The organism is Zoogloea sp., assembly GCF_028689785.1.
Classification (GTDB): domain Bacteria; phylum Pseudomonadota; class Gammaproteobacteria; order Burkholderiales; family Rhodocyclaceae; genus Zoogloea.
In genome coordinates this window covers 1-25,414 of sequence record NZ_JAQVCN010000026.1, presented here as the reverse complement: position 1 = coordinate 25,414, position 25,414 = coordinate 1, and the positions used below count along the sequence as shown (strand labels likewise).

Sequence of the window (25,414 nt, the reverse complement as noted above, 5' to 3'; positions counted from 1 at the left end):
TGCCGTCACCCGAGGCGGCGAGCTGGCTGCCGTCACCCGAGGCGGCGAGCTGGCTGCCGTCACCCGAGGCGGCGAGCCGGCTGTCGTAGCCCGAGGCGGCGAGCCGGCTGTCGTAGCCCGAGGCGGCGAGCTGGCTGCCGTCACCCGAGGCGGCGAGCTGGCTGCCGTCACCCGAGGCGGCGAGCCGGCTGCCGTCACCCGAGGCGGCGAGCTGGCTGCCGTAGCCCGAGGCGGCGAGCTGGCTGCCGTAGCCCGAGGCGGCCTCTTTCTCCAACTCCTGAATCACGGCGGCCCCGTCCTGGACCTGCGTTTCGACGTCCTTCTGCACTACGGCGGCGATCGTCTCCGGCTGGGCGACGAAGGTGTTGAACACATTGCTGTAGAGCCATTGCTCATCGGCGTATCGCTTGTCACCCCGCAGGGCTTTGGCGACTACGTGGCAGGGCCCGCCCTGGGGGAAGTTCCGGAGGAACCAGCTATACCCGTCGGTGCATGCGGACCACTGCTTCAGCAGATCTTTCGTGATTTCCATGACTTCTCCTTTATGGGAGCATTGCTCCCTTTTCTAGATAAATGTGAGCATAGCTCACTTTTTAGTGTGAGTCGCGGCCAGAATGACGACCGAGACCGATGTGCCTGCGAACTCCCGGTCGAACACCCGCGACCACTCCAGCGTCCAGCCCGGCAGGACGTCTTTGCCCTTTGCCGACGCCGGCAGGATGGCGACCAGGCGGCCACCCGGGGCCAGCAGGCCAGCCGCGTGCTCCAGGTGGGCCTGCCAGCGCCCCTCGCTGAACGGCGGGTTCATCACGATGCGGTCGGCGGGGGCGCCGGCAGCCGCCAGGAAGTCAGCACACTCCACGCGGTAGCCTTTCGCCGCCAGCACCTTGCAGTGCAGCTTGCTGATCTCGATGCAGACGGTGCGGTCCTGCGGCAAGAAGTCGGCCAGGCCGCCGGTGCCTGCGCTTGGCTCCAGGCAGGTGTCGTTCGGCCCGATCTGCGCCATCTCGACGGCCACCACGGCCAGGCTCTCGGGTGTCGGGTAGTACTGGTGCGCCTTCTGGTCCGGCAGGCAGCCGGACGCCACGACCTCGCTGATTGCCGCCCCGGGCGGGTAGTCGAACTCGAAGTAGGCACCGCCCTTTTCGTTCTTCACCTTCACCGCGCCCAGGTAGGCCAGGACGCGCTCGACCGCATCCCGGACTGCTTGCCCTCCCGACTCGCCGGTGAACTGGACGGCGTTGGGGATCTTGACGCGGTCGTAGTCGCGGCGGAAGTCGGTCGACTTCTCCAACCGATAGGCCGGCTCCATGGCCGCCAGCGCCTCGACCACCGAGAACGGCAGCGGCCGGCCGATCATCTGGTGCTCTTTCGCCTTCCGCTTCGGCTTGGATCTGAACTCCGGCGGGATCGCCGACGGGTAGAGGTGGGCCAGGGTGGCGTTGAGCCGCCAGGCCATGTCCGGGTGTACCTCCAGGTGCGCGGTGCCGCACTTGTAGGCACGCAGCCGGAGCGCCCCGCCGTCAATCGTCACCCACTCGCCCCGACGTTCCCGGCGGGCGTACTCGACCACGGACTCGGTCGCACGCCAGCCGGGCTCATCCCGGCCCATGAACCGGGCGATGACGCAGCGCAGGTCGTTGATGACGCCGACCCGGTCGTGGTTCGTCGTGCCATAGGACGTGCGCAGGTGGGCGATGATCATCCGATTCCGGAAGGCGGCCGGGCTGTTGGTGACGTGCTCCCCGGACAGGGACCTGAAGATCCCGTCCACCCGCTCGGCCAGGAAGCGGGCCCGGCTGTTGAGGAGCTCCAGCAGGGTGGCCCGGACGGTCTCCTCTTCGAAGTCCGGCAGGCGAGGCACCTTGAGCCCATCAGCCGGGTTCAGGTACTTCCCTTTCGCATCGAACAGCTCCGGCCGGTTGGCACGTTCGGTGCGCACCTCGTCGTAGTCCTTCGCGATGCCCTCTGGGCACCGGATCTGCTCGTTCCACTGGTTGCGCCGCGCTTGGGGCATGGCGTCGTAGACGTCGGTCAGGTTGAACGCCTTCGACCAGAAGAGGGCGTTAAGCCGGGACACGGCGCCCTCTTCGCGGAACATCTGCTCCGCGGACCGCTCCAGCGTCGTGCGGCCGCGCTCCTCGGTGGCGTTGCCGGCAGCGAAGAGGTGCCAAACAGCCCGGAAGTCGGGGCGGTTCGCGAGTGCCACGACGTCGGCAATGCGCTGGCGGTCGTGACGGTACTCGGCAACCAGGCCGTGCACCATGTCCGTGCTGGCAGGGGCGAAAAACTCGTCGGCGATGAGTTCGCCGTCGTCCAGAGCGGAGGAGGGGAGGTCGGAGGGGTTCATGTCAGTCCTTTTTGAGATTGTTCAGCCGGAGAAACTCGGCAACGTACAGGGCGGTGACAGACAGGGCGGACCGCTGCCCGTCTTCGTTTTCTGAGATGTCCGAGGGGTTCGTCTTTGCGAACCAGCTCCGCACTTGGACGGCGGTGGGGAAGTTACGGACAATGGGGCGGGGGCGGCTTTCCGGCGGCCCCTCTTTTGCGATCTTCCGGGCGAAGGCTCTGCACGCAGCCAAGGAGCGCGGGTTCGGGAGCTTAATGGGCATGTCCCTCTCCTACGCGTAGGACGTCCAACTGTCCGGCGCCCAGACCCGGACACCCGCCACCTCGGCCAGGGGCACTTTCCGCGACGCACTGGCGAAGCTGTAGGCCCTGAAGTACGGAGTGCCTTCCCCGACCTTGACGTCGTGAGGCGCTTTCCGCTCGGCTTTGGTGGCTGCCTTGCGGGCTTCTCGCTGACGCAGCGTCTCCAGCCAGTCGGCCAGGTACTGCTGCAGGCGCTCTTCGCTCTTGAACCTGATATACCAGTCAGCGTTGGAGCGCTTGCCTCCGTAAGCGATGGCGGAGGGCTTGCCAGGCTGGCGCCAGACTTGGCAGCCGGCAGGGGCGTCGTCGGGAAGGGTTACCGGTTCGTAGCCCGGCGGGATCCAGCGGTATTTCGTGGCGGTGGTGGTCATGACGCTCTCCTTGCTAGTGGGAATCAACTCTCGACAGCCCGGCGAGGGGCTGGCGGCAGGTGACTCAGGTTAGGGAGTATTGCTCCCTTCGTGGCCTCATTCTTCGCCGCGCAGGGCGCAGGCGAGCTGGTACAGGCGGAGCGGGACGCCGCGCTTCCGCAGGAAACGCAGCGTGGCAAATCGGCCCCGAGAGGCCCGGAACTCCGCGGCTTCAAGGGCCGCGGCAGCGTGGGGGTGCAAGGACATGGCGGTCTCCTTCAGATCAGCCCGCGCTCGGCGAAGCTGAGGACCTCGTTGGCGGTGACGATGAAGTGGTCCAGCGCCTGGGTGCCCAGCAGCGCCAAGGCGCCTTTGATCTCCTGGGTGATGTGCCGGTCTGCGTTGCTTGGATCCGGCAGACCCGACGGGTGGTTGTGGTAGAGCACCACCCCTGCAGCGTTGCGGGCCAGGGCCTGCTTGGCGACTTCGCGCGGGTAGACCGCGGTCTGGGTGAGCGTGCCCCGGAAGAGCTCGTCCGCATCGATCAGCCTGTTCTGGGCGTCGAGCCAGAGCACGCCGAACACCTCGTGTTCGAGGCCGGCGATCCGGAGGGTGAGGTAGTCGCGAACCGCCGCCGGGGAGTCGAACAGCGGGTTGGTGCTCCGGTCGAGGCGCCGGCGCAGGATGGCCAGCGCCTCCTGGACGACGGCGTCTTCCGCTTCGACGGCCGGGGCGTAGTACGGGGTGCGGTCTTCAGTCTGGACGTTCATGGTGGTCTCCGTTTTTGCGCGTAGGAGTGCGCGGGGATAGGGGAGCAGTGCTTCCCTATGGGCTCAGAAGAGGGCCGAATGAACCGGCCCCGGGGCGTTACAGCGGCTTCGGGAAGTAGCTGTCGGTGTCGATGAGCACCGGCGAGAGTTCGCGTTCGTCCGGCAGCCGGTCCTGGTGTGGCTTGAACATCCAGAGCCAGTAGCGGGACTCGAGGGCCTGTTGGGCGGACTTCATCTCGATAGCCTTGAACCGGAGCCCGTTCACGAAGCTGCGCGCATAGGCGAGGGTGGTGGCGTCGGCCTGCTCCCAGCTGCGCAGTCCGCAGTCGATCAGGATCCGGTTCTCCGTGAACTCGGTGAAGCGGGCCAGCCGCTCCGGCAGGATTTCACTGCCGATGGCCACGACTTGCGTCCGGATACGCCGCAGCTCGTCCATGTCGAGGGGTGGGCGTGCTGTCGGTGCTTGCACAGGGGCGCCGACCTCGCGGTCGAGGATGTCGAGCACCCAGCGCCGGAACTCAGCGGCAACTGGTGTGCGCGCGAACATGGCGAGGAGGTGAGCGCCGCGGAGGGAGAAGATGCGCACTGCTGTGGGGCAAGGACTCCCCGTCACCGTCAATTTGACGGTGACGGTCATGGAGTCAGAAAACTCCTCCGCATTACGTTCATAGACACGGGTTACGAGGTCTGTTCGAGCGTAACCGAGGGCGCCGGCAAGCTCGGCTGCGGTTAGCCAGATTTGGCCATTACGGGAGACAGGGTTGAACGTGGTGTCGCGAAATGCGAGTGCAGGTGCGCGAGTGGTCGCAAGCATGGTGGGGCTCCTGATTAGGTAGGAAACCCGCTTCCCATCGCCAGATGGGGTGAGCGGGACCGTGCAGGTTGGCGTGCCGGGAACTAGGAACCGGTGAGCCTCGCGGCTCCCTACACGGCCCGCCCATTGAGCGTGACCATGCTGACGGACGTGAAAAAGCCGCTTGCGAGGCGGCTGTCCGCCTAGTTAACCAGGACGCCAGACCTGTGCCGCTGTTGTCTCAGCGGCGAATACAGACTACTGCCAGGGTGTTCACGGCGTCAAGAAAAATTTTCACGCTAATGCTTGCTGCCTTTTTCTACTGCTGCAGCAACGGCTACGCTCAAAACCAGACCCAGCACGAACCACAGCCCTCCGAAGATGATTGCGCCAAGGATGAGATTGACCTCCATGTTGAGCACGACCAGCGCGGCAGCGATACCGGATACCCAGGTGCTGGTTGTGGCGCTGTTCTTCTCGGTCACAACGCCGATCTTGGCGAGGGCGAACGTGATCAGGAAGGCTGCGACGCCTACCCAAACCAGCCCGTGAATTCCATAGTCTGCATCATCGGTAGGCATCTTCAAATCTCCGCGAATCAGGGACGGAGATTATGCCACCAGGAGTCAACTCTCGACTGGGATTGCGCCCAGGCGGCAGGTGACTCATGTGAGAAGGGGAGCATCGCTCCCCTTGTGGGCTCAAAAATTCCAGGGCTTCGCGCCGGTTCGGGTAGGTGCTGTGTACCGTGGCGCCGGCCAGCTCGGGGCTGTCGGTCAGGTAGAGCTCGACACGGCCGCCGCGGGTGTTGAACAGGTGGGCGTATTGCATGGTGGTCTCCAAGTAGTGATGAATGGCTGGAGCCTGCTGTCACCAGGCTCGGGTCATTGACCTCGTCGATCAGCTTATTAAGCTGGTTGCAGCGCCCCGGGGAGTCGGCGGCGCTGCGACTTCGCACTCGATCCGGTTGTCACCCGGATGTCTCAGCGGTCTGCGAATCGGCCTCGGGTTCGTCGGTTGGTCGCCATCCGGCGCCTTCACCCCTAGATCAGCCTATCGCTGGAGCCCTTTTTCTATCCCGCTGGCCCTTCGCGGCTGGAAGAGAGTGTCGCTCCCTTTGATTGCAGAATAGTGAGTCACGCTCCCTTAGTCAAGAAAATCTTTCGGAAAGGTTTTCTAAATAGGGCTGGCGCCGCGTCAGAACCGCTGATTCAGAAAGGATTTCTGTCACAGTTGTCACAGTTGTCACAGTAGGTTTTTTCTGTGACAAAACAAAAAAGTCCTTTAAAATCAAAGGCAAAATGCCTGTTTTGTCACAGTGTCACAGATAATCCGGGAAAGTCACTGTATACGTATAAAAAACGTGTGCGTACCTGTGTGTATATACAGATGTGCGGCGGTTCTTCTCTTGTTTTCTCTTCCTGTCTACTGATTCTGATTATCTGTGACAACTGTGACAACTGTGACAAAACAAGGGCTAAGTGATTGATTCAGCTAGAAAGAGGGGGCGTCACAGAAAGCTGTCACAGTTGTCACAGTTGGAAGGCCGTATCGGCCGGCACCCTTCGGAAATCTTGAGGAAATTCAACGGTTAAGCTGTTGTTCGCTAACGGGATTTTTCTTGAAAAGGGAGGGTTGCTCCCCTAGAATCACAGCCTGCGATCAACTTTGCAGGGGTGTGACGTGACCGCACGGAACTCAAGGACTCAAAGGACGGTAGAACAGCTGCTGGAGCACCTGAAACAGCGCTTCGAGGAGCACGAAACAGACGACGCGTGGATCGGCCAGCGCGCATCGGACATAGCCCAGGAGATCGGGTGGCCTACGCAGCGAGTCGGCCCGACCCTTCGAAAGCTGCAGGACCAGGGTCACGTCAAAGCCGTGACGGAAGTCAGGGTGTACGGGCGCTCCAGACGCATGGACGAAACCAGGTATCGGCTCACCCCCGCCCCGGTGTGGCCGGCTGTGATGCTCGGGCTGCTCTGCAGGCCAGCGGGGCTACGGTAGCGTCCGACCCATGACCAAACCCCTCCAGCCCCAGATCGAGCGTTTCCTGCAGGAATACGCCATCGATCTCAACGGAACCGCAGCGGCCCTGCGCGCCGGCTATGGCGAGCGCTCGGCATCGATGCGCGCCTCGCTCAACCTCTCGAAGCCTCACATCAAAAAGCGTCTGGTGGAGATCCTGGCGGAGCGGATGACCCGCACCCACATCGCCCAGGATCGCGTCATCGAGGAGCTCGCCAAGCTGGCGTTCTACGACGTGCGTTCTCTGTTCCGGGACGACGGCACGCTCAAGGCGCCCAGCGAGTGGGGCGTGGCCTTCTCGGCAGCGGTGACGTCCGTCGAGGTGGTGGAGATGTGGGAGGGCACCGGCAAGAACCGGGTGAAGCGGGGCGAGATCAAAAAGGTTCGGCTGGCGGACCGCCATACCGCACTCCACACCCTCGCGAAGCACATGGGGATGCTCCAGGACCGAGTCATCGTCAGCGGAGACAAGGACGCCCCGATCCACCATGAAGTGACGGCCCAGCACCGCCTTGCCGATGCTGTCGCGGCCATCCAGCTGAAGCAGGCTTTGGGGTGAATAGCGTCACGATCTGGACGGAATCGATGAAATCTCAGCCCGATTCTGTAAATCCACGGCCCGGGATCTTGGCTTAGGCGCCACAACTCGCTGATTTCACAGGGTTTATGCGAGCAGTGGGCGATGTAACATCTGAAAGTTGCGATTTTCAGAAGTGGAGAAAACGGCCGTGACCATAGCCTGGCCCGTTCCGACCCTCGCCGAATACGTCCGCGGGCTGTCCTACCAGGACGCCATGGATTTGTACGCCACGGCCCACACCTGGCCGGACGAAGACATCGCGCTGCTGGGCAAGGCGGACCGGTTCTTTCTGCTGACCCATCTGCTCAAGCGCCCAGACGCATGCCACCCCTGGCTATATGCCCGGTGCCGGGAAGTTGAGCGGGAGCCGGACGGGTACCTGGACCTGTGGGCCCGGGAGCACTACAAGTCCACCATCATCACGTTCGCAGGGGTGATCCAGGAGATCCTGATCGATCCGGAAATCACGGTCGGCATCTTCAGTTTCAACAAGGGCACCGCGCGGAAGTTTCTTCGGCAGATCAAGTACGAGCTCGAGTCGAACGCCCTCCTGAAGCAGCTATACCCGGACATCCTCTGGACGGATCCGCAGAAGCAGTCGCCCCGCTGGTCGGAAGACGGCGGCATTGTCGTCAAGCGCCAGGGCAACCCGAAGGAAGCCACGGTCGAAGGCCACGGCCTGGTGGACGGCCAGCCGACCGGCGCCCACTTCCTGCTGCGCGTCTACGATGACGTGGTGACGCTGGAGTCGGTGACTAGCCCGGAGATGGTGACCAAGACCACCGAGGCGTGGTCACTGTCGGATAACCTGGGCGCGCGGGGGGCGAGCGGGCTGGCCAGGGCCTGGCACATCGGCACCCGCTACTCGTTCGGCGACACCTACGCCACGATGATGGAGATGGGCGCCGTCAAGGCCCGTGTGTTCCCGGCGACTCATGACGGCAGCCGGGACGGGATTCCGGTGTTCCTGTCTCCAGAGGTGTGGGCCGACAAGAAGCGCAAGCAGACCAAGGGCGTCCTCGCCTGCCAGATGCTGCAGAACCCGGCAGCCGGCAACCAGGCCATCTTCGACAAGGATTGGCTGCGGTTCATGGACATCCGGCCGGCAACCCTGAACATCTACATCCTGGTGGATCCGGCGAGCTCGCGGAAGAAAGGCAGCGACCGCACCGCCATGGCGGTGATCGGCATCGACTCGGCAGGCAACAAGTGGTTGGTCGACGGCTACCACCACCGGATGAGCCTGTCGGAGCGCTACGCCGCACTGAAGGGGCTGCGCAAGTACTGGATGAACATGCCGGGCGTCCAGCAGGTCAAGGTCGGGTATGAGCGCTACGGCAGCACCTCCGACCTTGAGTATTTCGAGGAGGCCATGCTGCGCGACCGGGACATCTTCGAGGTCCACGAGCTGGCGTGGCCGCGGGAGGGTCCGGGCAGCAAGATCGATCGCATTCAGCGCCTTGAGCCGGACTTCCGGGAAGGCCGCTTCTTCCTCTCCGCCGTCGTCCAGGCCGAGACCAAGCGACAGGCCGAGGTGCGTGCGAAGGGGCAGGGCTATCGGGTGTTCGCACCGGTGCGCCGCAGGGACGAGGACGGCAACGTCTACAGCCTCAACAAGAACTTCATCGAGGAATACCTGGTGTTCCCCTTCGGCGCCCACGACGACTTCATGGATGCCGCCAGCCGGATCTACGACATCGACGCCGTGCCGCCGGTGCGGGTACCGGACTCCGCACTCGAACCTGACTACTACGAGGACGCAGCATGACCACGCTTGAACAGACCGGACAGGATGCCCCTGTCGTCCAACCCGCTAGCCAGCGCCCCTTCAGCCAGGAAGTCGGCATTGCGGAAGGCCTGAACCCCACCCCCGTGAACGAGGTGGCCTATGTCTGGGGCAACGGCCGCACCTTCCACGACGGCCCGAAAGTCACCGGTGGATCGTGACCAACTCCTTGCCCAGTTCATGCCGCTCAAGGTTGCGTCACCCCTCGATGAGCTGGAGCAGGAAGACCCCTACCTACAGCTCGGCGAGGCGATCCATGTGCACATCAGCCGGGCCGAATACCTAGCCATGCCGGACAGCCTGAAGGCGCGGCTGATTCAAGATGAGACGGAGCCGGACTTTTGAAAAATCGTTGGTTGGACAGGTCGCTGGTTTTAGCCCCGATGCACATTACGCTCTGCACTACAGAGAAAATGTTTCGGAAAACGTTGCGGCACATTGGTGTGAAGAAAGCACATCGCCCCCTGTTTACCGTAAATAGCTGGTCGGATGCGGCGGTTCACACCTTCGACATGCCTGGAAAAAAGGTGGCGGTTGTTTGCCTCCGAAAAAGAAGCGGAATTGATCATGTGCAGGTTTTAAGCCTGTTGGTTCATGAAGCGACACACCTGTGGCAGAGCATTCGGGAGAACATCGGAGAGCTACAACCCAGTTCGGAGTTTGAGGCATACGCCATACAGTCCTTAAGTCAGGTGTTGATGGCCGAGTACTTGAGGCAGGCAAGAAGGGCTGAAGGTTGATACAACTTGTTTAGTGTTGAAACAGGTTGTGGCCTAGCGGGCTGACGGGGCTGGGGTAGCGTCCGAGCCTGGCCCACCCCCTGATCCGACCATGTCCGAAATCACGACCGATCTTCCACAGCTCAACGCCAACGACCTGATCCTGGCCAAAGAGATGGCGGAGGCGCTGCACCAGGCCTACCCCAAGCACCTCTGGGCCGTGACCGCGGAAGGGGAGAAGGGCATTTGCACGATCCGGAACCTGGCCCTGTCCGGGCAGTGGGGCTATGTGCTTCACATCCCGAAGATCTACTCGATGTCCAGCTTCAAGCAGAAAGTCCTGCGGGCTGGCGGTGAGATCCTGGAGCGTTACCGGCTCACGCGCGGCGTCGCGAGCGAAGACCAGCTGGCTGACCTGCGCCTGGACCACGCGGGCAACGTGCTGGGGGACAAGAGCAAGTGAAGCCCGACGACGCGCTCAAGCTGGCCCGGGAGGCGTACCAGGGCAGCACGACCTACTTCAACGCCAACATCCGGGCCCAGATCGAACGGGACCTGCGGCAGTTCCAAGGCCGCCACGGCCCGGAGTCGAAATACTCCTCGCCTGACTACAAGGGTCGGAGCCGGATCTACCGGCCGAAAACCCGAGGGGTGATCCGAAAGAACGAAGCGCAAGCGGCGGAAGCGTTCTTCTCGACTCTGGACCCGGTGTCGGTGGCACCCCAGAACGAGAAGGACGCGCTGCAAGCCGCCTCGGCCGAGGTCATGTCCGCCCTGATCAAGCACCGGCTCACCAAGACCGTGCCTTGGTTCCAGCTCGTCATGGGTGCGTACCAGGACGCGCAGACAGTCGGCGTGGCAATCAGTCACCAGGATTGGAGCTACCGGCCGAAGCGAAAGATTGACACCCCGGTGGTGGACCTGATCCCCATCGAGAACTTTCGTTTTGATCCAGGCGCCAGCTGGGTGGACCCGGTCGCCACGTCTCCCTACCTGATCTGGCTCATCCCGATGTACGTGAAGGACATCAAGAAAAAGATGCAGTCGGCGAAGTGGCACGCCTACACCGATGAGCAGCTACTGTCGGCCCAGGCGCACTACTCAGACAGCACCCGGCTGCTACGGGAGGACAACCGGACCGACAGCAAGGACCAAGTGACGGCCATCACCCCGTACACCGTGGTCTGGGTTCACATGAACGTCGTCGAGCAAGATGACGAGGACTTCGTGTTCTACACCCTGGGAGACCGGCTCTTGCTGTCGGATCCGGTGCCACTCGAACAGCGGTACCCGCACCTGTCAGGCGGCCGACCCTTCGTGGCCGGCGTGTCGATTATCGAGACCCACAAGGCGTACCCCTCCGGCGTGGCGCGGCTCACCAAGGACCTGCAGGCCGAAATCAACGAAGTGGCGAACCAGCGCCTCGATAACGTCAAGTTTGTGTTGGGCAAGCGCTACTTCGTGGCCCGTAACAGGCAGGTGGACATTCGCAGCCTGACACGGAACGTTCCAGGCTCGGTCACGCTGATGAACAACATCGAGACCGACGTAAAGGTGATGGACACGCCGGACGTCACGGGCTCCAGCTACCAGGAGCAGGACCGGCTAAACATGGACTTCGACGACATCTCGGGGAACTTCTCGAGCTCGTCGGTGGCCACGAACCGCAGCTTGAACGAGACCGTCGGAGGCATGGAGCTGCTGACCGCGCCGATGAACCAGGTTTCTGCGTACCAGCTCAAGACCTTCGTGGAGACCTGGGTGGAGCCCGTGCTCCGTCAGATCGTGCTGCTGGAGCAGTGGTATGAATCGGACGAGAAGATCCTGGCGCTTGCCGGCGACGCATCGAAAACCTTTCAGAAGCTGGGCATGTCCGCAGTGACCGACGAGCTCCTGCTCAACGAGCTCACCCTGTCCGTCTCTGTAGGCATGGCAGCCACGTCGCCGACTCAGAAGGTCAACACGTTCCTGGTCGCCGTGAACGGGGTGAAGACCGCGTTGGCGGACGGCGTGCTCGAGAACTACGGCATCGACCCGGCCGAAGTCGTCAAGGAGGTTTTCGGCGCCATCGGTCACCGGGACGGCGGGCGGTTCTTCCGCAACATGGACCAGGAAGACCCGCGCGTCGCGACGCTGCAACAGCAGATCCAGCAGCTGCAGCAGGAGCTGGACGCCAAGCACCCTCGCGAGATCCGCGAAGCCCAGGCCCAGCTCATCCGGAACCAAGCACTTAAGGCCGGTGTGGAAGCCGCGTATGGCGCTATGCAGGCCGGCGAGGTCATTGCCACGGTGCCTCAAGTAGCCCCGGTCGCTGACAAAGTGATGCAGAACGCCGGCTACCAAGTCCCGAACCCAGTCGGCGTCGATCCGAACTACCCGACGGCGCAGGCCATGTCAGGGGCGGGGCTCACCGCCTTGGAGTCCGGGGCAGTAGGGCAGGTCCCTGATGTCATTCCGGACGAGCCAAACACCAACCCGATGGGCCCTGTGCCCGCGGGCGGCGGAATGCTGCGAGGAATCGAGACGCAGCGCCCTGATGGCGTATAGCAAGGAGGCACCGTCGTGATGAGCCAGCAACAGGACGATCCGGCCCCGATCCTGGTGGAGATCTGGGAGACCGACTCCAGGGGCCAGCCGACTTGGAAAGTCCGGTCGTTCACTCTCCGGCCCGACGAGGGGGTGCACCCAGATCTCCGCCCAACGGGCACACAGACCATGCTGATCCGGGAACGGGAGCGTGCAACCTGACGGGGCTGCGGTACGGTTTGATTTATGGCGCACGCACCCCAGACGAATGAGCTCCTGAAAACCGTCGACTTCGGCTTCGAAGTGCAGGCTTTCCTCGAATCGACCATTGGCCGCTACCTCGCGGCGCGAGCCAAGGACGAGGTGACGGAAGCCCTCGAACTGCTGAAGGCGGTAGATCCGGAGAACCCGAAGGCGGTGCGTGCGCTGCAGAACCGTGTTGCCGTCGCGGAGAACGTCCTCTACTGGCTGGCCGAGGCCATCCAGGAGGGCCAATCTGCTGAAGCCCAACTGACCCAAGGAGACTGACCCCGATGCCTGGCCCGAACCACGAGAACGCTACCCCGACTGAGGATGTGTCTCTCGACGAGATGGACAACCCCAATCGCTCCAAGAGCCCGCGCGAACTGGCGATGGAGCGGATGGAAGCGCAGCATTTTGCGCGGGTGCAGGCTGAAAACGGGGACAACCCCCCTCCGGAGACCATTACGCAGAACCCGGGCGGGTCGGCTGACGACCAACTCGCCCAGCAGCTGGCCGGCGACGACGTCATCGCTGATCCGGCTGGGAAGCGCATCCGCGTAAAGGTTGACGGGGTCGAACAGGATGTCGCCCTGGATGAAGTGATCCGCAGCTACCAGAAAGGCAGCGCAGCGGATCGTCGGCTGGAAGAAGCGACCCGGCTCCTCAAAGAGGCCCGCGAAGCCGCAACCCCTCAGACTCCCAAGACGGAGCCCGCCCAGGAAGCCGCTGTAACCCCGCCTGCCGCGGGGCCAGACACCCTGGTGGATCCGCTGAAACAAGCCCTCGGCCACCTGTATTCCGGTGACGAGGACACGGCGGCGAAAGCCCTGGCGGAGGTGATTGCACGGAGCGCGGCCCCGGCTGCTACTCCCCAGGCACCCATCGACACCGTTCAGATCGTCGCCCAGGTGCAGGACCAGATGGCTTTCCAGGGTGCCCTGGCAAAGGTCAATACGGACTACCCGGATTTGGTCGGCAACACTGACCTCGAACAGCTCACGTTCATTAAGGCCCAGGGCCATCTCGCCGGCGGCAAGTCCCGGGCGGATGCGCTGCTGGCCGCTGCGGATGACGTGTATTCGCTGCTCGGCAAGAAGCCCGGGCGCCCGGAACCCAAAGCTCCGCGCCAGGAAAAACTCGATCGCAAGGCCGCTTTGGACCCCGTCCCGGCGGCAAGCATGGCTGCCCCCGGTAGCGTGCCAGAGGGCGAACCGTCGCCATCTTCGGTGATTGCCGAGATGGCGAAGAAGCGCCTCGGGCAGACGCTCCCCGGCAGCTGACACCAACGCCAGATAGACAGATAGGAGACCGCAATGGCTGGTCAACTTTGGATGACGAACTCCCTGGGCGGCTACATGTACAGCCCGAACCTGTCGAAGGTTCTGCGCTACAGCCTGCAGCCGCTCTGCAAGTTCCGTCAGTTCGCGGACATCAAGGATGCCGCAGTGCAGGGCAAGGGCAAAGGTGACACTTTCCACTGGAACGTGTACTCCGACGTTGCGACGCAGGGCAGCACCCTGGTCGAAACCAACACGATGCCGGAGACCAACTTCACCATCACCCAGGGCACGATGACCATCACCGAGTTCGGCAACTCGGTGCCCTTCAACTCGAAGCTGGACGACCTGTCCGAGCATCCGGTGAAGGAAGTCATTGGCAAGGTCCTGAAGAACGATGCGAAGAAGGCCTTCGACATCGCGGCTCACTCTGAATTCAACCGGACCCCGCTCCGCGTGATCCCCACCGGTGGCACCTCGGCGAGCAGCGTCACGCTGTTCACCAACGGTACCGTCACGGGCACCAACAACATTGCGCTGGGCAATGAGCACGTCAAGGCCATCGTCGACCTCATGAAGGAGCGGAACGTCCCGCCCTACGAGGGGGACGACTACTTTTCGCTGGCTCACCCGTCCACCTACCGGGCGTTCAAGAACGACCTTGAGGGCGTGCATAAGTACGTCCAGGAGGGCTTCACGCTCATCATGAACGGCGAGATCGGCCGGCACGAGAACACCCGGTTCATCGAGCAGACCAACATCGCCAAGGCCGGCTGGGCGACGGGCAAGTCGAACTGGGCCTACTTCTTCGGCGCCGACACGGTGGCAGAGGGCATCGCGGTGCCGGAAGAGATGCGCGGCAAGATCCCGACCGACTACGGCCGCAGCCGGGGTATCGCCTGGTATTATTTGGGAGGCTTTGGTATCGTCCAAACCCAGGCAAGCCAGGGTCGCATCTTCAAGTGGGATTCGGCGGGTTAATACCAGGCTGCTTGTAGTAGGATGGGCTCCTCTAATCTCGAGGAGCCCATTTTGTTTGATGCAGACTTTGTTCGCCGCTTCGAAGGGAAAATCGAGAAGACGGAAGGGTGTTGGATCTGGGCCGCCTCGACTGCAGGCAAGGGGTATGGCCAGATGAAACTCCCCCGGCAGCGGAAGCAGGAATACGCTCATCGCCTCGCCTATCAGATATACCGCGGTGCTATCCCTGCCGGACTATTCGTCTGTCACGCCTGTGACAACCCGAAGTGTGTTAACCCGGACCACCTGTTCTTGGGTACGTGCAAGCAGAACCTCCAAGATATGAAGTCCAAAGGTCGGAGCACCCATGGCACCAGGAGCCGACAAGCAGTCCTCAACGAGGACTCGGTCCGGAAGATCCGCGCATGCCTCGTCCTGGGCATGACTCAGATCCAAATCGCAGCGGCCTTCAATGTCAGCCAGATCACGGTGAGCCGGATTAACACCCGGCAGAGGTGGGCTCGCATCGCGTAGCAACACTTAGCCTTCGCTCAAAGAAAAAGGGCCGCCTTGTGCGGCCCTTTTTCTCGCCGGCAGGCTGACGGGGCTGTGGGACAGTCACCCCGTGAATACCCGGGAGACTTCCATGACCACGATGCAAGACCTGACGGAAGCCAACAGTGCTGCCGGTGCTGACGCAGCGACCTACGTAACGGCCGGCGCTGACCTCGCTGGGGCGTCGCCGGAGACGGGCTATCAGCTGCTGCAGGAAGGAGAGGAGGGCGTCCGCCCCTCTGACAGCAACGGCGACACCTATGCCGGCGACCCCTACAACCCCCCGCACGGATTCTTGACCCGGCCCCAAGGCTGGGAGCGCTGAGGAGAACGAGATGAAGGACACCTACACCCCCTCGGGGGATCTGCAAGGCGACACCAAGCCGATGCCGGACCGGGGCACCACGACCGGGCTGCAGGGCGACACCTACGGTGCGGACCTGGGCTGTGACGCAACGAACAGCCGGGGCAGCATCGCCAGCACTTCCCGCAGCGATGCGCCGGCGGTGAAGAACATCAACTGACCAACAGAGGACACCATGCCCCTCGATAAGACCCAGCCCTACGGCGAAATCTACGGCGATGCCGACGGTCGCCACTATTTCCAAGACGGTGCCTACTTTGACGCCCAGGGCAAGGAGATCGGCGCCAAACCCGCCAAGCCGGGCCGCCAAGCTAAGCCTGCGGAGCAACAAGCGCCGGCTGCGCCGGAGGACACCGCCAGCCAGGTCACCAGCCAACTCGGCGACGCCCTCGCCTGATATGTGGCGCGCTGACGACCCCCAAGGTAACGAAGCCGCCAAGGTGCGGTGGGACGTGGTGCCGTACACCCGCGGCACGCTCATCGACCTCGGCTGCGGGCCGAGCAAGATCTTTCCGCACGCCATCGGCGTGGACAGCGGGAAGGACACCGAGCTCTTCGGCATCGACATGCGGCCCGATGTCTGGGTCGAGACGTGCGAGGACCTGTCGGACTTCGAGACCGAAGCGGCGGACAGTGTCTTCTCCGCCCACCTGCTCGAGCACATCGAGGACTACCGGTCGGCCCTGAAGGAGTGGTGGCGCCTGGTGAAAGTGGGCGGCTACCTGGTCCTCTACCTGCCGCACCGGCAGTACTACCCGAACATCGGGCAGCCCGGCGCCAACCCCGATCACAAGCACGACTTCGTGCCTGCGGACATCGTCGACGCCATGCGTGCCACCCTCGGCGGGTGGGATCTTGTCGAGAACCAGGCCCGGAACGACGGGACGGAATACTCGTTCTTGCTAGTGTTCCAGAAGACCGACGGGAACCGACACACGCACAGCTACCTGACCCGGCCGAAGACCAATAAGCCCACCGCTTGTGTCGTGCGCTACGGCGGGTACGGCGACATGCTGCAGGCAGCCAACGTGCTCCCCTTGCTGAAAGCCGAAGGCTTCCATGTCACGGTGATGACCACCCCGAAGGGGCAGGACATCCTGCGCAACGACCCGAACGTGGACGCCTGGTTCATCCAGGACGACAACCAGGTGCCGAACCATCTGCTGCCGGAATTCTGGGCCCACCAAGCGAAGCACTTCGACCGGTTCGTCCAGCTCTCTGAGTCCGTCGAAGGCACCCTGCTGGCCATGCCCGGCCGGGCGAACCACGCCTGGCCGTGGCAGGTGCGCCACACGCACCTGAACCAGAACTACCTGGAGTTCACCTGCGAGCTAGCCGGGGTCGCGTACGAGAGTGCCGCTCGGTTCTATCCGACGGACGAGGAGCGCGTTGAGGCACAGGCCCGCCTCACGGCCGCAGGCCCGAACTTCACGTTCGCCCTGGCCGGCTCGTCTGTACACAAGTTCTACCCGGGGCAGGACTCTGTCATCGCGCGTTTGCTGCTTGAGTTCGAGGAGTGCCGGATCTTCCTCGTGGGCGACCCCAGCTGCAAGATGCTGGAGCTGGGCTGGGAAAACGAGCCGCGCGTGGTGTGTCTGTCGGGCGAGATCAGCATCCGCCAAACCCTGGCACTGGCCCAGCAGTGTGACGCCGTGATCGGGCCCGAGACCGGGGTGCTCAATGCCGTGGCCTTCGAATCCATGCGCAAGGTGGTGCTGCTGAGCCACTCTTCGCATGAAAACCTGACCAAGCACTGGACCAACACGGCCGCCTTGATGCCCCAGGGCGTCAGTTGCTACCCGTGCCACCAGCTCCACTTCGACCGCCGGTACTGCCGCCAGGACGAAGAAACCGGGGCCGCGGTGTGTCAGCGGTCCATTGCCCCCGAAACCGTCTACGAGGCCGTGGTGCTGTGAACTGGGCAAAGGTGATTCTGCTGTTCCGACAGCTGGTCGATGACACGGTCGGGCCTCCGTTTAAGTGGCCGCCCGACCAGGTCCTCGAGTTTGCCGAGGCGGCGCAGAGAGACGCAGCTCGCAGATCCCATTTGCTTGTGTCCGCCCGGAAGGCCCCCTCTGTCGCGGACGTGGTAGCCGGCGAGCCGGTGGTGGAGCTGGATAGCCGGGTCATCTTCATCCGCCGCGCCCGTCTGGCGTCCCAAGGCCTGCCGCTGCGCATCGTCACGCGCAAAGACATGGATGCGGCATACCCGGGCTGGGAGCGGGCTGCTCCTAGCACCCCGAGTGTTCTGATCCCAGACGGGGAGACGGGTGCGGCCACGCTGTATCCGCCTCCGACCGTCGACGACCAGCTGGTGATGACGGTAGTGCACGAGCCTCTTGACCCTATTACGGACCCGGACGCCGAAAGCCCCGAGCTCCCCGAGCGGTACCAGAGAGGCCTGATCTACGGAATGGCCGAACTCGCGTTCTTGCGTCCGGATAGCGAGACATTTAATCCCGGTGCAGCGGAGAAAGCCGCGGTCCGCTTCGAAGCCGAGTTTGGCCCGAAGACAAGCGGACTCAATGAACGGTTCTCCCTCGAGAACTACTATGACGTTGGTGATTTTCAGTAGGAGATAGCATGCCCTCAGTATCTACCCTCCCTGCCGGCCGGGGGATCGTTGTCAACGATGAGAGTGGGACTGCCGCCCGCGTGCCCGGAGTCGTCCTCATTGACCCCGCCTCCGGCCTGCCGTATGCCGGTGGTGGGGGCGGTGGCGGTGGGGGCGGAACCTCCAACACCACCGAAGCGACCCAGCTGCTCGTAAAAGCCGCAGTCCAGACCATTGCGACTCGCACGCCCGCATCCCCGGCGACGGCTGCCGGGCAGGATACGACCAATGCGGCCATTGGCGCCCCGGCCGACGCTCGCGCGCCCTGGTACGACTCCGCCGCGTCACTGATCTCGCTGCTCAAGCTCTCCATCGCCGCGTTTGTCGGGGCGGGATCTCGAACCTACATCTACACCAACGGCGCTCTGACGTCCGAGCAATGGACGCTGTTCGGCACCACGCGGACAAAGACCTACACATACACCTCCGGCGCGCTGACGGCAGAAAGTGACTGGGTATAACCATGAGATTTTTGCCGAATTTGATTAAGTGGAGCGTAGCGCGATGGTCTGGCGACAGGCTCATCAAGCCGTCGGGCGCGGCAGTGACTCCCGCTATCACCCTCAACCCTGACGGATGGGGAGGGAGCCCACGGGTCGTCGCGAGCTTAGTCTCGGGGGCGACCTACGGACAGACCGGGACGACAGTGACTGTGACCGCAACGGCGCACGGGATACCTGCGGCTGCAAACGGGTTCGATTTTTACTGGCCCGGCTCCGCCGAGATTCCTGCGGGTTTTTACAAAGACCTTGCGATTGCAAATAGCAACACCCTGACGTTTTCGAATCCAGTGTCGCAGTCCGTAGCGTCCGGGACCGCATTGACAGCGCCACTACCTCACGTCTGGCCCGCGAGTGTCGTCTATGCCGTGCAATTCACTGTGCCGGCCGGGACATTGCGCCCAGGGTCATTGCTCAAGATCAGTGTCTCGCGAGGCGGAGATTTGAGCAGCGGCGCAAAGTATCTGAGGGTACGGATCGGGGATGTAGTTGGTTCAAATACGACGCTGACAACCGCTCCATATGTCGGCTCCTCTTACACGTTGGCATGCCAAAAAGACGCCGTTTATGGATCGGCTGCGGCGGACACGTCGTCGGTAAATATCACAGTTAAGTATCAGACAGACTATGCCTCGCCCATCACTGTGGGATTAGAGGCATCTGTTGCAGCAGCCGCCTCTCACATCATTGTGTACGGCGCGAAACTTATCGTGGAGCCTTAACATGGCCATTACTGTTTGCACGTCTCAGGCTGCTGTTGATGCAATCCCCACGCCAAAGTTCGTGACTTGGATTGGCCCTGGAAATCGCTGGGAGGTCCGGACCGGATCAGATGTTCTGCCCCCTCAGATCCCAGAAAAAGTCACACGGCGGCAGTTTAAGCAGGGGCTAACGAGGCTCGGGCTTAGATCCGCCGTCGATGCGTGGCGGCTGGGATTGGACACGGCAACGCCCGCGGGCCAGGATGCCGCCGACTGGTACGACGACAGCAATGAGTTCGAGCGTAGAAACCCGATTCTCGCATCCGTTGCTGCGCAATTCGGGCTGTCGTCTGCGCAGGTTGATGCAGCCTTCGTCCTGATGGCGGGGCTGTGATGCGTGTGCTGCTTTGCACGACAGACAAGATCGGGTCTCGGATCATTCGCGCAGTCACATGGTCGAGATGGTCGCACGCTGCGATTATCGACGGCCCCGAGATCATTGAAGCGGTCTGGCCATGCGTGCGAGTGTCGCCGCTCATGCGCGTGTTGGAGACTCACCCGCGATGGACCGTCATTGACATTCCCGTCGCAGACGAGGCCGCCGCGATTGCCGCCGCCCGCTCGCAGATCGGCAAGCCGTATGACCTGTGGGGCGTGCTGGGGCTGGGCATCAAGCGGCAATGGCAAGACGACGACGCCTGGTGGTGTAGCGAGCTGATTCCGTGGGCGGCGCAGCAGGGCGGGACGAATCTGTTTCGGCCCGATGCCCTGCGACGGATCACACCCGAGCATCTTTGGATGCTGCCTGCCTCTTAAATCCGATTTCATGTAGGCGACGTCTCGGACGAGCCGTGGGATGTGGCGGGGGCGAGGCTGGGGTTGGTGCTGTGTTCGGGCGACGGGATGTAGTTACCGCACACATAGCCAGGACTGCCACCTGACGGGGCTTTCGTAGTCTTCGTGCTGTGATTCAGCACCGAGACCACGATGCCTTCCGAAACCCCGCAGTACTCCGGCCCTGAGCGACGTACACACCCCCACATCTCTGAAGAGCAGGTCGAGGCGATTGCCGCCCGTGCCGCCGAGCTCGCTATCGAGAAAGTCACGAACCACGTCTACCGGACCGTCGGAAAGTCGGTCATCACAAAGGCGATCTGGCTGATCGGAGCATCGGCAGTCGGCGCCTATCTCTGGTTGCGCAGTAACGGGTGGATCCGGTGATCAGCTCGCGCCGCATCGAGGATCTTCGTCCGGACGTCCAGGTCTTGGCGCGCGCCTTCGTCAAGAAGGCTGCAGAGGCCGGCATCGACGTGCTCATCTACTGCACGCTGCGGGACAACGAATCCCAGGCCGCTCTCTACGCACAAGGGCGCACGAAGCCTGGCCGCATCGTCACGAACGCTCGCCCCGGAGAGAGCTTTCACAACTACGGCGTGGCCTTCGACTGCGTGCCCTTCGTCAACGGGAAGGCGGCGTGGGACGACGACAAGGCCTATGCGCAGCTGGGCCGCATCGGCGAAGCCCTGGGGCTGGAGTGGGCTGGTCGGTGGACCGGCAAGTTGCGCGAGCGGGCACACTTCCAGTTCACTGGCGGTAAGAGCCTGGCGGCGCTGAAGGCCTCCGCAGGGCGTTTGGCATGAGCGCGTTCCTCTCGCCGCTGCAAGCCGAGGTCCTGCCCGGTTCGAGCCCGATCCGGTGGGTCCTGTTGTCCGCACTGATCTACCAGTCGGACGTACTGGGGGCTGCTATCTGCGTGCCGAAGGGCTTCTCCACCGACCTGGCTTCTGTGCCTCGGCTTCCGTTGGTCTACATGCTCACTGCAAATGTCGTGAGCGAACCCGCAGTAGTGCATGACTACCTCTACTCCCAGGCGTCTGTGCCTCGCGACGTAGCGGATCGCGTCTTCCTCGAGGCGATGGCAGCAGAGGGGGTGTCCTGGGTGCGGCGCCAGGCGATGTATCTCGCGGTGCGCGCCTTCGGGTGGCGGTACTACGGGGGCCGGGCATGATCGAAGCCTCGCAGAAGCTCGTGCGCTTTCAGGGGCTCAACACGGTTGACGACCCCCTCGTAGGTACGCGCGACGACCAAGGCAAGCCTCTCACATGGGAGTGGCTGGCGGAAGCGAACAACGTCGACATCTCGGACGAGGGCCGTCTGGCGCGCCGGGACGGGTACCAGCCGTTTCGATCGGGCGGAAACATCCAGGCCTCGTTCAGCACGTTCGACTTCCAACGGCTGTACGTCGTGGATAGCGGGGCGTTGCTGGGGGTGCGGCCTGATGGCACCGCGGCTGAACTGGCAACTGGCCTGGCCGGGCCTTTCCACTGGGCGGAGATCAACGACGAGGTTTTCCTATCCTGCTCCATCCCCCTGCGCATCGACAAGCTGCGCAACGAGGCAGCGGCCTGGGTCGTGCCGGTCCCGGGTGGCGGGCACCTGGTGGAGGCGTCTGGTGAGCTTGAGCCGGGCATCTATCAGGTCTGCTTCACCCACATTGACGAAGCGGGGCGTGAAGGCGGAGCAAGCCCGGCCATCCCGATCCAGATCACAATTGGCGGCATCCAGATTACCGCGCCGATGGTGCCGGACTGCTACACCGCGATCTACGCATGCCCGCCGAACAGCACGGTGTTTCGTTCTGTTGCGGTGCTGACGCACGGGTCAGGAGGGGCCTACGCGATCTCGCAACTCGAGCCCGGATCGATGGGGCGAGAGCTTGCCGCCCCGTTCCTCGACGCCTTGCCGTCTGATGTGAGGCATGTGGCCGCATGGGCAGGTCGGGTCTTTGGGGCGCAGTACCTCGATCCGCTTGACCAGACCGTGATCTGGTTTAGCCAGCCGCTCGGCTTCCATCTGTTCGACCTGAACAAAGATTTCATCATGGTTCCGGGACGGGTGCTGCAGCTGACGGATGCGGACAGCGCTCTTCTTATCGGAACGGACCGCCGAACATTCCTGTACTCCGGTGACGGCCTGCAGCAGGTGGCCGAATACGGCGTTGTGCCGGGGCAGCACGCCGACCGCCACACCGACGGAAAAACCTACTTCTGGACCACGCGCGGACTTTGCCGCGTGGCGCCCTTCGAGAACATCACCGAGGCGCGAATCAGCGTTCCGCCTGGCGTCTATGCCGGCGGCGGCGTCATCCACGAAAACGGCTACGTGAGATACGTGGCCACCCTTCACAGCGGCGGTGCCGCATTCAACACGAGGTAACACGACATGACCGCTCGTCTCTCCACGGGTCTCCGCAATGCCATGCTGACCGGCGGCAGTTCCGGTGGCTTCAAGGGCGCTCTGAACCTGGGGTTCATTGCGTTCTACTCCGGGCCGCAGCCGCTAACTGCCGACTCGGCTGCATCCGGCACGCTTCTGGGAACCGTGTCGGTGGATGGGACCGGCACCGGCCTGACGCTCCAGAATGCGGCATCTGGCACGGTTGCAAAAACCACCAGCGAAAACTGGAAGATGAATGGCGTTGCTGCAGGCACCGCCGGCTGGTTCCGCTACTACCCCGCAGGCGGGAACCCTGCCGCTTCCAGCACCACGGAAGCCCGCCTTGACGGCTCCCTTGGCACCGCTAACGCGGACATCAACGTCTCGAACATCTCGATTCTCGTCGGCACGCCCGTCACGGTGGATCAGTTCTCCTTCACCATCCCTGCTCAATAAGGACTCGCCATGACTGTCAAATCCTCAACTGGCATGCGCAATCATGTCCTGGCCGTCGGGAGCGTCAAAGACGCCCTTGATGGCTCCGTGCTGAAGCTCTACGGCGGGGCTGTGCCGGTCGATGCCGATGCAGCCGCAGGCGGCACGCTGCTGGCTACCGTCACCGTCAATAACTCGGGCACTGCCGTCACCTTCGCCGACACGGCTGACTCCGGCGTGCTTGCCAAGAACGACACGGAAATCTGGTCTGGCCTCGTCGCTACCGGCGGAACTTGCACCCATTACCGCCTCGTCAAGCCGACCGACAGCGGCAACGCCAGCTCCACCGAAATCCGCGTGCAGGGCAGCGTCGGCAAGATCGGCGCAGACTTGAACGTGTCCGACAACGTGCTGGTGGCTGCGGCCATCCAGAACATCGATTATTTCGTCGTGGCGCTGCCTTCCGGATGATCGATGTTCACGTCCTGACGTTCTCCGGCACTCGCCCCGATTGGCTAGACCAGTGCGTCAAGTCAATCGAGGCTGAGGGCCTGACACCGCACGTCGTTCAGGGTGTCGAGGGGAATGTCGGGGCGGGCCGGGAACAGGCCTACCGGCTGGGTGATAGCGAGTTTGTCGGCTACGTCGATAGTGACGATTACCTGCTCCCCGGCGTGGGTGATGCTTGCCTGCGCGGGCTTGAGAAATACCGGCACGTCGTCACCCTGGAGCGGAGGCGCTGCGGGGATCTGATGGGCGGCCGGCTTTGGCCGCATCACCACTTCACGGTCTATCGCCGGGCCGATGTTCTGCCGTTGCTGCACTTGATGCCGGACCATCCGATCCACTGTGATCAACTGCTGGTGCGCAAGCTCTGCCCGCGTCAGCTTTCGTTCGTTGGCTACGTCTGGCGCATGCACGCAGGGCAGGGCCATCGTGTCGGCACCGTGGCGCAGTTCAAGGCATTGGAGGCCGCAGTATGCAGCTGAGGTTTGTGTATTCCACATTCACGCACACGAGGAGTTATGACCCCGGCAGTAACCTGGTTGGTGAAGGTGACTCACTGGACCTTCGGTTTCCGGACTACACGACGCTGCGCCCGCTCCATACCCCAGCGACAGTTCTCGTTTCCGTTGGTGGGTCTGATGCGCAGTTGGCGGCGATTCTGGGGGTCATCGGCGATGAAGGTACATCAGAGATGTATCCATATGACCCGTTCCCCGTTCCGTGGCTGCTCGGCACCGGAGTAATGCCGGATGGAAACCAGTTCATCGAGCTTGATGTTTCTGCCCTCATTGATCGCACGTTCGACGAGTGGCAGTGGTATGTCGACAACGATCCGGGGGCGCCGACACTCCCGGCTGGATTCAATCCTGCATGGATGACCCGCAGGGCAGATGTCCATACATTCAAGAGCGATCCGACGAACATCGAGATCCGCATCAAGACGGGGAAGCACGACCTCTATAGCGGTGACCTGAATGCCCGAATTTCACCTCACCCGGATTATGGGCTGATTTATAGCTACGGCCTCCCCAGCGTCACCGAGGCATGGGTCTATGACATGGCAAGCGGTTCGCTTGTCGGCGACGATACCGGGATGTCTGTGTCTTCATTCGCAAATCCGGAAGAAGGAGTCGGGCCAACCGAGTTTGACCTCTATGCGTTCATCTTGTCCGGTGGCGCACCTAACCGATTCTGGACCAACTTCAAGGCCTGCGTTGAGGACGTGTAATGCCTGTGCATAAGGTCATCGTCGGCGAAGGAGGGGAGAAATATCTCCCCTTCGCGCTATCCAGGCTCCGCCACTTCGCAATCATCGGGGCAGGCACGACTGCGCAGAAATACACCTTCGAGGGTGGGGCTGTGACCGTGCGCGTCGAGTACAACCCGATCCACGGCAATCACTTCGTTCGCATCGACAGTTCCTCCGGTGTCCGGGGTTATGAGTTCGTGTCGACCGGTTATGAGGCCGTGGACCCGGACGGGATGCCTTTCACTGAAAAGTTCGTCACGACAGTAGGTGCCGAAAAGAAGAAGGCCAAAGGCTTGTGGTCAAACTGGGGGCGCGGTGTCGATGGGCAGGTGAAAAGCCACGTCCCTCTGGCAATCAACCGACAGGCCAACAGCCAGTATTTCTGGTGGCCGATCAAGAGCACGGGAGACATCAAGGCCCAAGTCCGCACCGAGAAGCACTTCATGACGAGCACCTTCGGTCGTGTGATGGGTGCGATCCAGTTCTATGACGATCAGAGCTTCTTCACGCCGGACTTCTCCTCCTCGCTGAAGGGCGGCCAGATTGCCTACGAACATGACGGTGAAGGGGCCGACTTGTTCAACGACGT

General features: G+C 62.8%; 36 protein-coding genes and 1 pseudogene. 28 read left to right on the top strand and 9 right to left on the bottom strand.

Translation table 11 applies throughout. From position 1 onward, the window contains the following. The 9 genes and pseudogenes from PHI64_RS12790 to PHI64_RS12750 form a co-directional block, all read right to left on the bottom strand. Positions 1-532 (bottom strand): hypothetical protein (locus tag PHI64_RS12790; protein ID WP_299883317.1); only part of this gene is annotated, 532 nt, incomplete at its 3' end. A gap of 54 nt (positions 533-586) precedes the next feature. Continuing rightward, entirely contained in the window at positions 587-2,350 is a 1,764-nt protein-coding gene (locus PHI64_RS12785; RefSeq protein WP_299883314.1) for a class I SAM-dependent methyltransferase, read from the bottom strand. Position 2,351: 1 nt separating this feature from the next. Next, positions 2,352-2,612 (bottom strand): hypothetical protein, encoded by a 261-nt coding sequence (locus tag PHI64_RS12780; RefSeq protein WP_299883311.1) that lies wholly within the window; start codon positions 2,610-2,612, stop codon positions 2,352-2,354. Positions 2,613-2,621: 9 nt separating this feature from the next. Then, positions 2,622-3,023, bottom strand: coding sequence for a hypothetical protein (locus tag PHI64_RS12775; protein WP_299883308.1), 402 nt, complete (start codon positions 3,021-3,023; stop codon positions 2,622-2,624). 96 nt (positions 3,024-3,119) lie between these two features. Continuing rightward, positions 3,120-3,269 carry a hypothetical protein gene (locus PHI64_RS12770; RefSeq protein ID WP_299883305.1) on the bottom strand — a complete coding sequence of 50 codons (150 nt, stop codon included), beginning with the start codon at positions 3,267-3,269 and terminating at the stop codon, positions 3,120-3,122. An 11-nt stretch (positions 3,270-3,280) separates the two neighbouring features. After that, positions 3,281-3,721 (bottom strand): annotated as a pseudogene (locus tag PHI64_RS12765) (JAB domain-containing protein); the annotation flags it as partial. Between the two features lie 148 nt (positions 3,722-3,869). Then, positions 3,870-4,586 (bottom strand): BRO family protein, encoded by a 717-nt coding sequence (locus PHI64_RS12760; protein WP_299883302.1) that lies wholly within the window; start codon positions 4,584-4,586, stop codon positions 3,870-3,872. 278 nt (positions 4,587-4,864) lie between these two features. Beyond that, on the bottom strand, positions 4,865-5,146 hold the full coding sequence (locus tag PHI64_RS12755) for a hypothetical protein (protein WP_299883299.1): 282 nt from the start codon (positions 5,144-5,146) through the stop codon (positions 4,865-4,867). Then, the gene (locus tag PHI64_RS12750; protein WP_299883296.1) at positions 5,133-5,396 is read right to left on the bottom strand and encodes a hypothetical protein; all 264 of its coding nucleotides are present in this window, start codon (positions 5,394-5,396) and stop codon (positions 5,133-5,135) included. The genes PHI64_RS12755 and PHI64_RS12750 overlap by 14 nt, the downstream gene beginning before the upstream one ends. Before the next feature lie 1,186 nt (positions 5,397-6,582). On the opposite strand from PHI64_RS12750, the gene PHI64_RS12745 reads away from it, so the two are divergent. The 28 genes from PHI64_RS12745 to PHI64_RS12615 all read left to right on the top strand — a co-directional run. Next, positions 6,583-7,152, top strand: a complete 570-nt coding sequence (locus PHI64_RS12745) for a terminase small subunit (protein ID WP_299883293.1) — start codon at positions 6,583-6,585, stop codon at positions 7,150-7,152. A gap of 169 nt (positions 7,153-7,321) precedes the next feature. Continuing rightward, positions 7,322-8,941 carry a hypothetical protein gene (locus tag PHI64_RS12740; protein ID WP_299883290.1) on the top strand — a complete coding sequence of 540 codons (1,620 nt, stop codon included), beginning with the start codon at positions 7,322-7,324 and terminating at the stop codon, positions 8,939-8,941. After that, positions 8,938-9,120 (top strand): hypothetical protein, encoded by a 183-nt coding sequence (locus PHI64_RS12735; RefSeq protein ID WP_299883287.1) that lies wholly within the window; start codon positions 8,938-8,940, stop codon positions 9,118-9,120. The genes PHI64_RS12740 and PHI64_RS12735 overlap by 4 nt, the downstream gene beginning before the upstream one ends. Continuing rightward, positions 9,110-9,304 (top strand): hypothetical protein, encoded by a 195-nt coding sequence (locus PHI64_RS12730; RefSeq protein ID WP_299883284.1) that lies wholly within the window; start codon positions 9,110-9,112, stop codon positions 9,302-9,304. The genes PHI64_RS12735 and PHI64_RS12730 overlap by 11 nt, the downstream gene beginning before the upstream one ends. A 38-nt stretch (positions 9,305-9,342) precedes the next feature. After that, a complete protein-coding gene (locus PHI64_RS12725) occupies positions 9,343-9,699 on the top strand; it encodes a hypothetical protein (protein ID WP_299883281.1) in 357 nt (118 codons plus the stop codon). Between the two features lie 91 nt (positions 9,700-9,790). Beyond that, positions 9,791-10,141 carry a hypothetical protein gene (locus PHI64_RS12720; RefSeq protein WP_299883278.1) on the top strand — a complete coding sequence of 117 codons (351 nt, stop codon included), beginning with the start codon at positions 9,791-9,793 and terminating at the stop codon, positions 10,139-10,141. Next, positions 10,138-12,225, top strand: coding sequence for a hypothetical protein (locus tag PHI64_RS12715; protein ID WP_299883275.1), 2,088 nt, complete (start codon positions 10,138-10,140; stop codon positions 12,223-12,225). Before PHI64_RS12720 ends, PHI64_RS12715 begins: the two co-directional genes overlap by 4 nt. Positions 12,226-12,450: 225 nt before the next feature. Next, positions 12,451-12,732, top strand: coding sequence for a hypothetical protein (locus tag PHI64_RS12710; RefSeq protein ID WP_299883272.1), 282 nt, complete (start codon positions 12,451-12,453; stop codon positions 12,730-12,732). A 5-nt stretch (positions 12,733-12,737) separates the two neighbouring features. After that, the gene (locus tag PHI64_RS12705) at positions 12,738-13,727 is read left to right on the top strand and encodes a hypothetical protein (protein WP_299883269.1); all 990 of its coding nucleotides are present in this window, start codon (positions 12,738-12,740) and stop codon (positions 13,725-13,727) included. Positions 13,728-13,760: 33 nt separating this feature from the next. Further along, positions 13,761-14,705 carry a hypothetical protein gene (locus tag PHI64_RS12700; protein ID WP_299883266.1) on the top strand — a complete coding sequence of 315 codons (945 nt, stop codon included), beginning with the start codon at positions 13,761-13,763 and terminating at the stop codon, positions 14,703-14,705. Between the two features lie 21 nt (positions 14,706-14,726). Beyond that, positions 14,727-15,218: an HNH endonuclease signature motif containing protein gene (locus PHI64_RS23610; protein ID WP_366945189.1), complete on the top strand. Its 492-nt coding sequence runs from the start codon at positions 14,727-14,729 to the stop codon at positions 15,216-15,218. A 112-nt stretch (positions 15,219-15,330) separates the two neighbouring features. Next, positions 15,331-15,564, top strand: coding sequence for a hypothetical protein (locus PHI64_RS12695; RefSeq protein ID WP_299883263.1), 234 nt, complete (start codon positions 15,331-15,333; stop codon positions 15,562-15,564). Between the two features lie 10 nt (positions 15,565-15,574). After that, on the top strand, positions 15,575-15,763 hold the full coding sequence (locus PHI64_RS12690; RefSeq protein ID WP_299883260.1) for a hypothetical protein: 189 nt from the start codon (positions 15,575-15,577) through the stop codon (positions 15,761-15,763). 15 nt (positions 15,764-15,778) lie between these two features. Further along, positions 15,779-16,000, top strand: coding sequence for a hypothetical protein (locus tag PHI64_RS12685; RefSeq protein WP_299883257.1), 222 nt, complete (start codon positions 15,779-15,781; stop codon positions 15,998-16,000). A gap of 1 nt (position 16,001) precedes the next feature. Beyond that, entirely contained in the window at positions 16,002-17,519 is a 1,518-nt protein-coding gene (locus PHI64_RS12680; protein ID WP_299883254.1) for a methyltransferase domain-containing protein, read from the top strand. Next, on the top strand, positions 17,516-18,178 hold the full coding sequence (locus PHI64_RS12675) for a hypothetical protein (RefSeq protein ID WP_299883251.1): 663 nt from the start codon (positions 17,516-17,518) through the stop codon (positions 18,176-18,178). The genes PHI64_RS12680 and PHI64_RS12675 overlap by 4 nt, the downstream gene beginning before the upstream one ends. An 8-nt stretch (positions 18,179-18,186) precedes the next feature. Beyond that, on the top strand, positions 18,187-18,678 hold the full coding sequence (locus tag PHI64_RS12670) for a hypothetical protein (protein WP_299883248.1): 492 nt from the start codon (positions 18,187-18,189) through the stop codon (positions 18,676-18,678). 762 nt (positions 18,679-19,440) lie between these two features. Next, complete coding sequence (locus PHI64_RS12665; protein WP_299883246.1) at positions 19,441-19,812, top strand: hypothetical protein; 372 nt, start codon at positions 19,441-19,443, stop codon at positions 19,810-19,812. Beyond that, positions 19,812-20,234 (top strand): YiiX/YebB-like N1pC/P60 family cysteine hydrolase, encoded by a 423-nt coding sequence (locus PHI64_RS12660; protein WP_299883243.1) that lies wholly within the window; start codon positions 19,812-19,814, stop codon positions 20,232-20,234. The genes PHI64_RS12665 and PHI64_RS12660 overlap by 1 nt, the downstream gene beginning before the upstream one ends. Before the next feature lie 171 nt (positions 20,235-20,405). Continuing rightward, positions 20,406-20,639 (top strand): hypothetical protein, encoded by a 234-nt coding sequence (locus tag PHI64_RS12655; protein WP_299883240.1) that lies wholly within the window; start codon positions 20,406-20,408, stop codon positions 20,637-20,639. Further along, positions 20,636-21,058: a M15 family metallopeptidase gene (locus tag PHI64_RS12650; RefSeq protein WP_299883237.1), complete on the top strand. Its 423-nt coding sequence runs from the start codon at positions 20,636-20,638 to the stop codon at positions 21,056-21,058. The genes PHI64_RS12655 and PHI64_RS12650 overlap by 4 nt, the downstream gene beginning before the upstream one ends. Then, positions 21,055-21,426, top strand: coding sequence for a DUF1353 domain-containing protein (locus PHI64_RS12645; protein WP_299883234.1), 372 nt, complete (start codon positions 21,055-21,057; stop codon positions 21,424-21,426). Before PHI64_RS12650 ends, PHI64_RS12645 begins: the two co-directional genes overlap by 4 nt. Beyond that, positions 21,423-22,634, top strand: a complete 1,212-nt coding sequence (locus tag PHI64_RS12640) for a hypothetical protein (RefSeq protein WP_299883231.1) — start codon at positions 21,423-21,425, stop codon at positions 22,632-22,634. Before PHI64_RS12645 ends, PHI64_RS12640 begins: the two co-directional genes overlap by 4 nt. 6 nt (positions 22,635-22,640) lie before the next feature. Next, on the top strand, positions 22,641-23,090 hold the full coding sequence (locus tag PHI64_RS12635) for a hypothetical protein (RefSeq protein ID WP_299883228.1): 450 nt from the start codon (positions 22,641-22,643) through the stop codon (positions 23,088-23,090). A gap of 9 nt (positions 23,091-23,099) precedes the next feature. After that, positions 23,100-23,540: a hypothetical protein gene (locus tag PHI64_RS12630; protein ID WP_299883226.1), complete on the top strand. Its 441-nt coding sequence runs from the start codon at positions 23,100-23,102 to the stop codon at positions 23,538-23,540. Further along, positions 23,537-24,058, top strand: coding sequence for a hypothetical protein (locus PHI64_RS12625; RefSeq protein WP_299883223.1), 522 nt, complete (start codon positions 23,537-23,539; stop codon positions 24,056-24,058). The genes PHI64_RS12630 and PHI64_RS12625 overlap by 4 nt, the downstream gene beginning before the upstream one ends. Further along, positions 24,049-24,804 carry a hypothetical protein gene (locus PHI64_RS12620; RefSeq protein ID WP_299883220.1) on the top strand — a complete coding sequence of 252 codons (756 nt, stop codon included), beginning with the start codon at positions 24,049-24,051 and terminating at the stop codon, positions 24,802-24,804. The genes PHI64_RS12625 and PHI64_RS12620 overlap by 10 nt, the downstream gene beginning before the upstream one ends. Further along, the coding region (locus PHI64_RS12615) for a hypothetical protein (RefSeq protein WP_299883217.1) at positions 24,804-25,414 on the top strand (611 nt) is incomplete at its 3' end. The genes PHI64_RS12620 and PHI64_RS12615, both read left to right, overlap by 1 nt.

Bases quoted from the DNA above. Each gene is read 5' to 3' on its own strand.
- PHI64_RS12785 (WP_299883314.1), bottom strand. From the start codon at position 2,350: ATGAACCCCTCCGACCTCCCCTCCTCCGCTCTGGACGACGGCGAACTC.
- PHI64_RS12690 (WP_299883260.1), top strand. From the start codon at position 15,575: ATGAAGGACACCTACACCCCCTCGGGGGATCTGCAAGGCGACACCAAG.
- PHI64_RS12770 (WP_299883305.1), bottom strand. From the start codon at position 3,269: ATGTCCTTGCACCCCCACGCTGCCGCGGCCCTTGAAGCCGCGGAGTTC.
- PHI64_RS12635 (WP_299883228.1), top strand. From the start codon at position 22,641: ATGACCGCTCGTCTCTCCACGGGTCTCCGCAATGCCATGCTGACCGGC.
- PHI64_RS12750 (WP_299883296.1), bottom strand. From the start codon at position 5,396: ATGCAATACGCCCACCTGTTCAACACCCGCGGCGGCCGTGTCGAGCTC.
- PHI64_RS12645 (WP_299883234.1), top strand. From the start codon at position 21,055: ATGAGCGCGTTCCTCTCGCCGCTGCAAGCCGAGGTCCTGCCCGGTTCG.
- PHI64_RS12660 (WP_299883243.1), top strand. From the start codon at position 19,812: ATGCGTGTGCTGCTTTGCACGACAGACAAGATCGGGTCTCGGATCATT.
- PHI64_RS12620 (WP_299883220.1), top strand. From the start codon at position 24,049: ATGCAGCTGAGGTTTGTGTATTCCACATTCACGCACACGAGGAGTTAT.
- PHI64_RS12720 (WP_299883278.1), top strand. From the start codon at position 9,791: ATGTCCGAAATCACGACCGATCTTCCACAGCTCAACGCCAACGACCTG.
- PHI64_RS12710 (WP_299883272.1), top strand. From the start codon at position 12,451: ATGGCGCACGCACCCCAGACGAATGAGCTCCTGAAAACCGTCGACTTC.
- PHI64_RS23610 (WP_366945189.1), top strand. From the start codon at position 14,727: ATGGGCTCCTCTAATCTCGAGGAGCCCATTTTGTTTGATGCAGACTTT.
- PHI64_RS12665 (WP_299883246.1), top strand. From the start codon at position 19,441: ATGGCCATTACTGTTTGCACGTCTCAGGCTGCTGTTGATGCAATCCCC.
- PHI64_RS12680 (WP_299883254.1), top strand. From the start codon at position 16,002: ATGTGGCGCGCTGACGACCCCCAAGGTAACGAAGCCGCCAAGGTGCGG.
- PHI64_RS12755 (WP_299883299.1), bottom strand. From the start codon at position 5,146: ATGCCTACCGATGATGCAGACTATGGAATTCACGGGCTGGTTTGGGTA.
- PHI64_RS12780 (WP_299883311.1), bottom strand. From the start codon at position 2,612: ATGCCCATTAAGCTCCCGAACCCGCGCTCCTTGGCTGCGTGCAGAGCC.
- PHI64_RS12625 (WP_299883223.1), top strand. From the start codon at position 23,537: ATGATCGATGTTCACGTCCTGACGTTCTCCGGCACTCGCCCCGATTGG.
- PHI64_RS12735 (WP_299883287.1), top strand. From the start codon at position 8,938: ATGACCACGCTTGAACAGACCGGACAGGATGCCCCTGTCGTCCAACCC.
- PHI64_RS12700 (WP_299883266.1), top strand. From the start codon at position 13,761: ATGGCTGGTCAACTTTGGATGACGAACTCCCTGGGCGGCTACATGTAC.
- PHI64_RS12745 (WP_299883293.1), top strand. From the start codon at position 6,583: ATGACCAAACCCCTCCAGCCCCAGATCGAGCGTTTCCTGCAGGAATAC.
- PHI64_RS12705 (WP_299883269.1), top strand. From the start codon at position 12,738: ATGCCTGGCCCGAACCACGAGAACGCTACCCCGACTGAGGATGTGTCT.
- PHI64_RS12655 (WP_299883240.1), top strand. From the start codon at position 20,406: ATGCCTTCCGAAACCCCGCAGTACTCCGGCCCTGAGCGACGTACACAC.
- PHI64_RS12630 (WP_299883226.1), top strand. From the start codon at position 23,100: ATGACTGTCAAATCCTCAACTGGCATGCGCAATCATGTCCTGGCCGTC.
- PHI64_RS12760 (WP_299883302.1), bottom strand. From the start codon at position 4,586: ATGCTTGCGACCACTCGCGCACCTGCACTCGCATTTCGCGACACCACG.
- PHI64_RS12775 (WP_299883308.1), bottom strand. From the start codon at position 3,023: ATGACCACCACCGCCACGAAATACCGCTGGATCCCGCCGGGCTACGAA.
- PHI64_RS12725 (WP_299883281.1), top strand. From the start codon at position 9,343: ATGCACATTACGCTCTGCACTACAGAGAAAATGTTTCGGAAAACGTTG.
- PHI64_RS12685 (WP_299883257.1), top strand. From the start codon at position 15,779: ATGCCCCTCGATAAGACCCAGCCCTACGGCGAAATCTACGGCGATGCC.
- PHI64_RS12670 (WP_299883248.1), top strand. From the start codon at position 18,187: ATGCCCTCAGTATCTACCCTCCCTGCCGGCCGGGGGATCGTTGTCAAC.
- PHI64_RS12640 (WP_299883231.1), top strand. From the start codon at position 21,423: ATGATCGAAGCCTCGCAGAAGCTCGTGCGCTTTCAGGGGCTCAACACG.
- PHI64_RS12695 (WP_299883263.1), top strand. From the start codon at position 15,331: ATGACCACGATGCAAGACCTGACGGAAGCCAACAGTGCTGCCGGTGCT.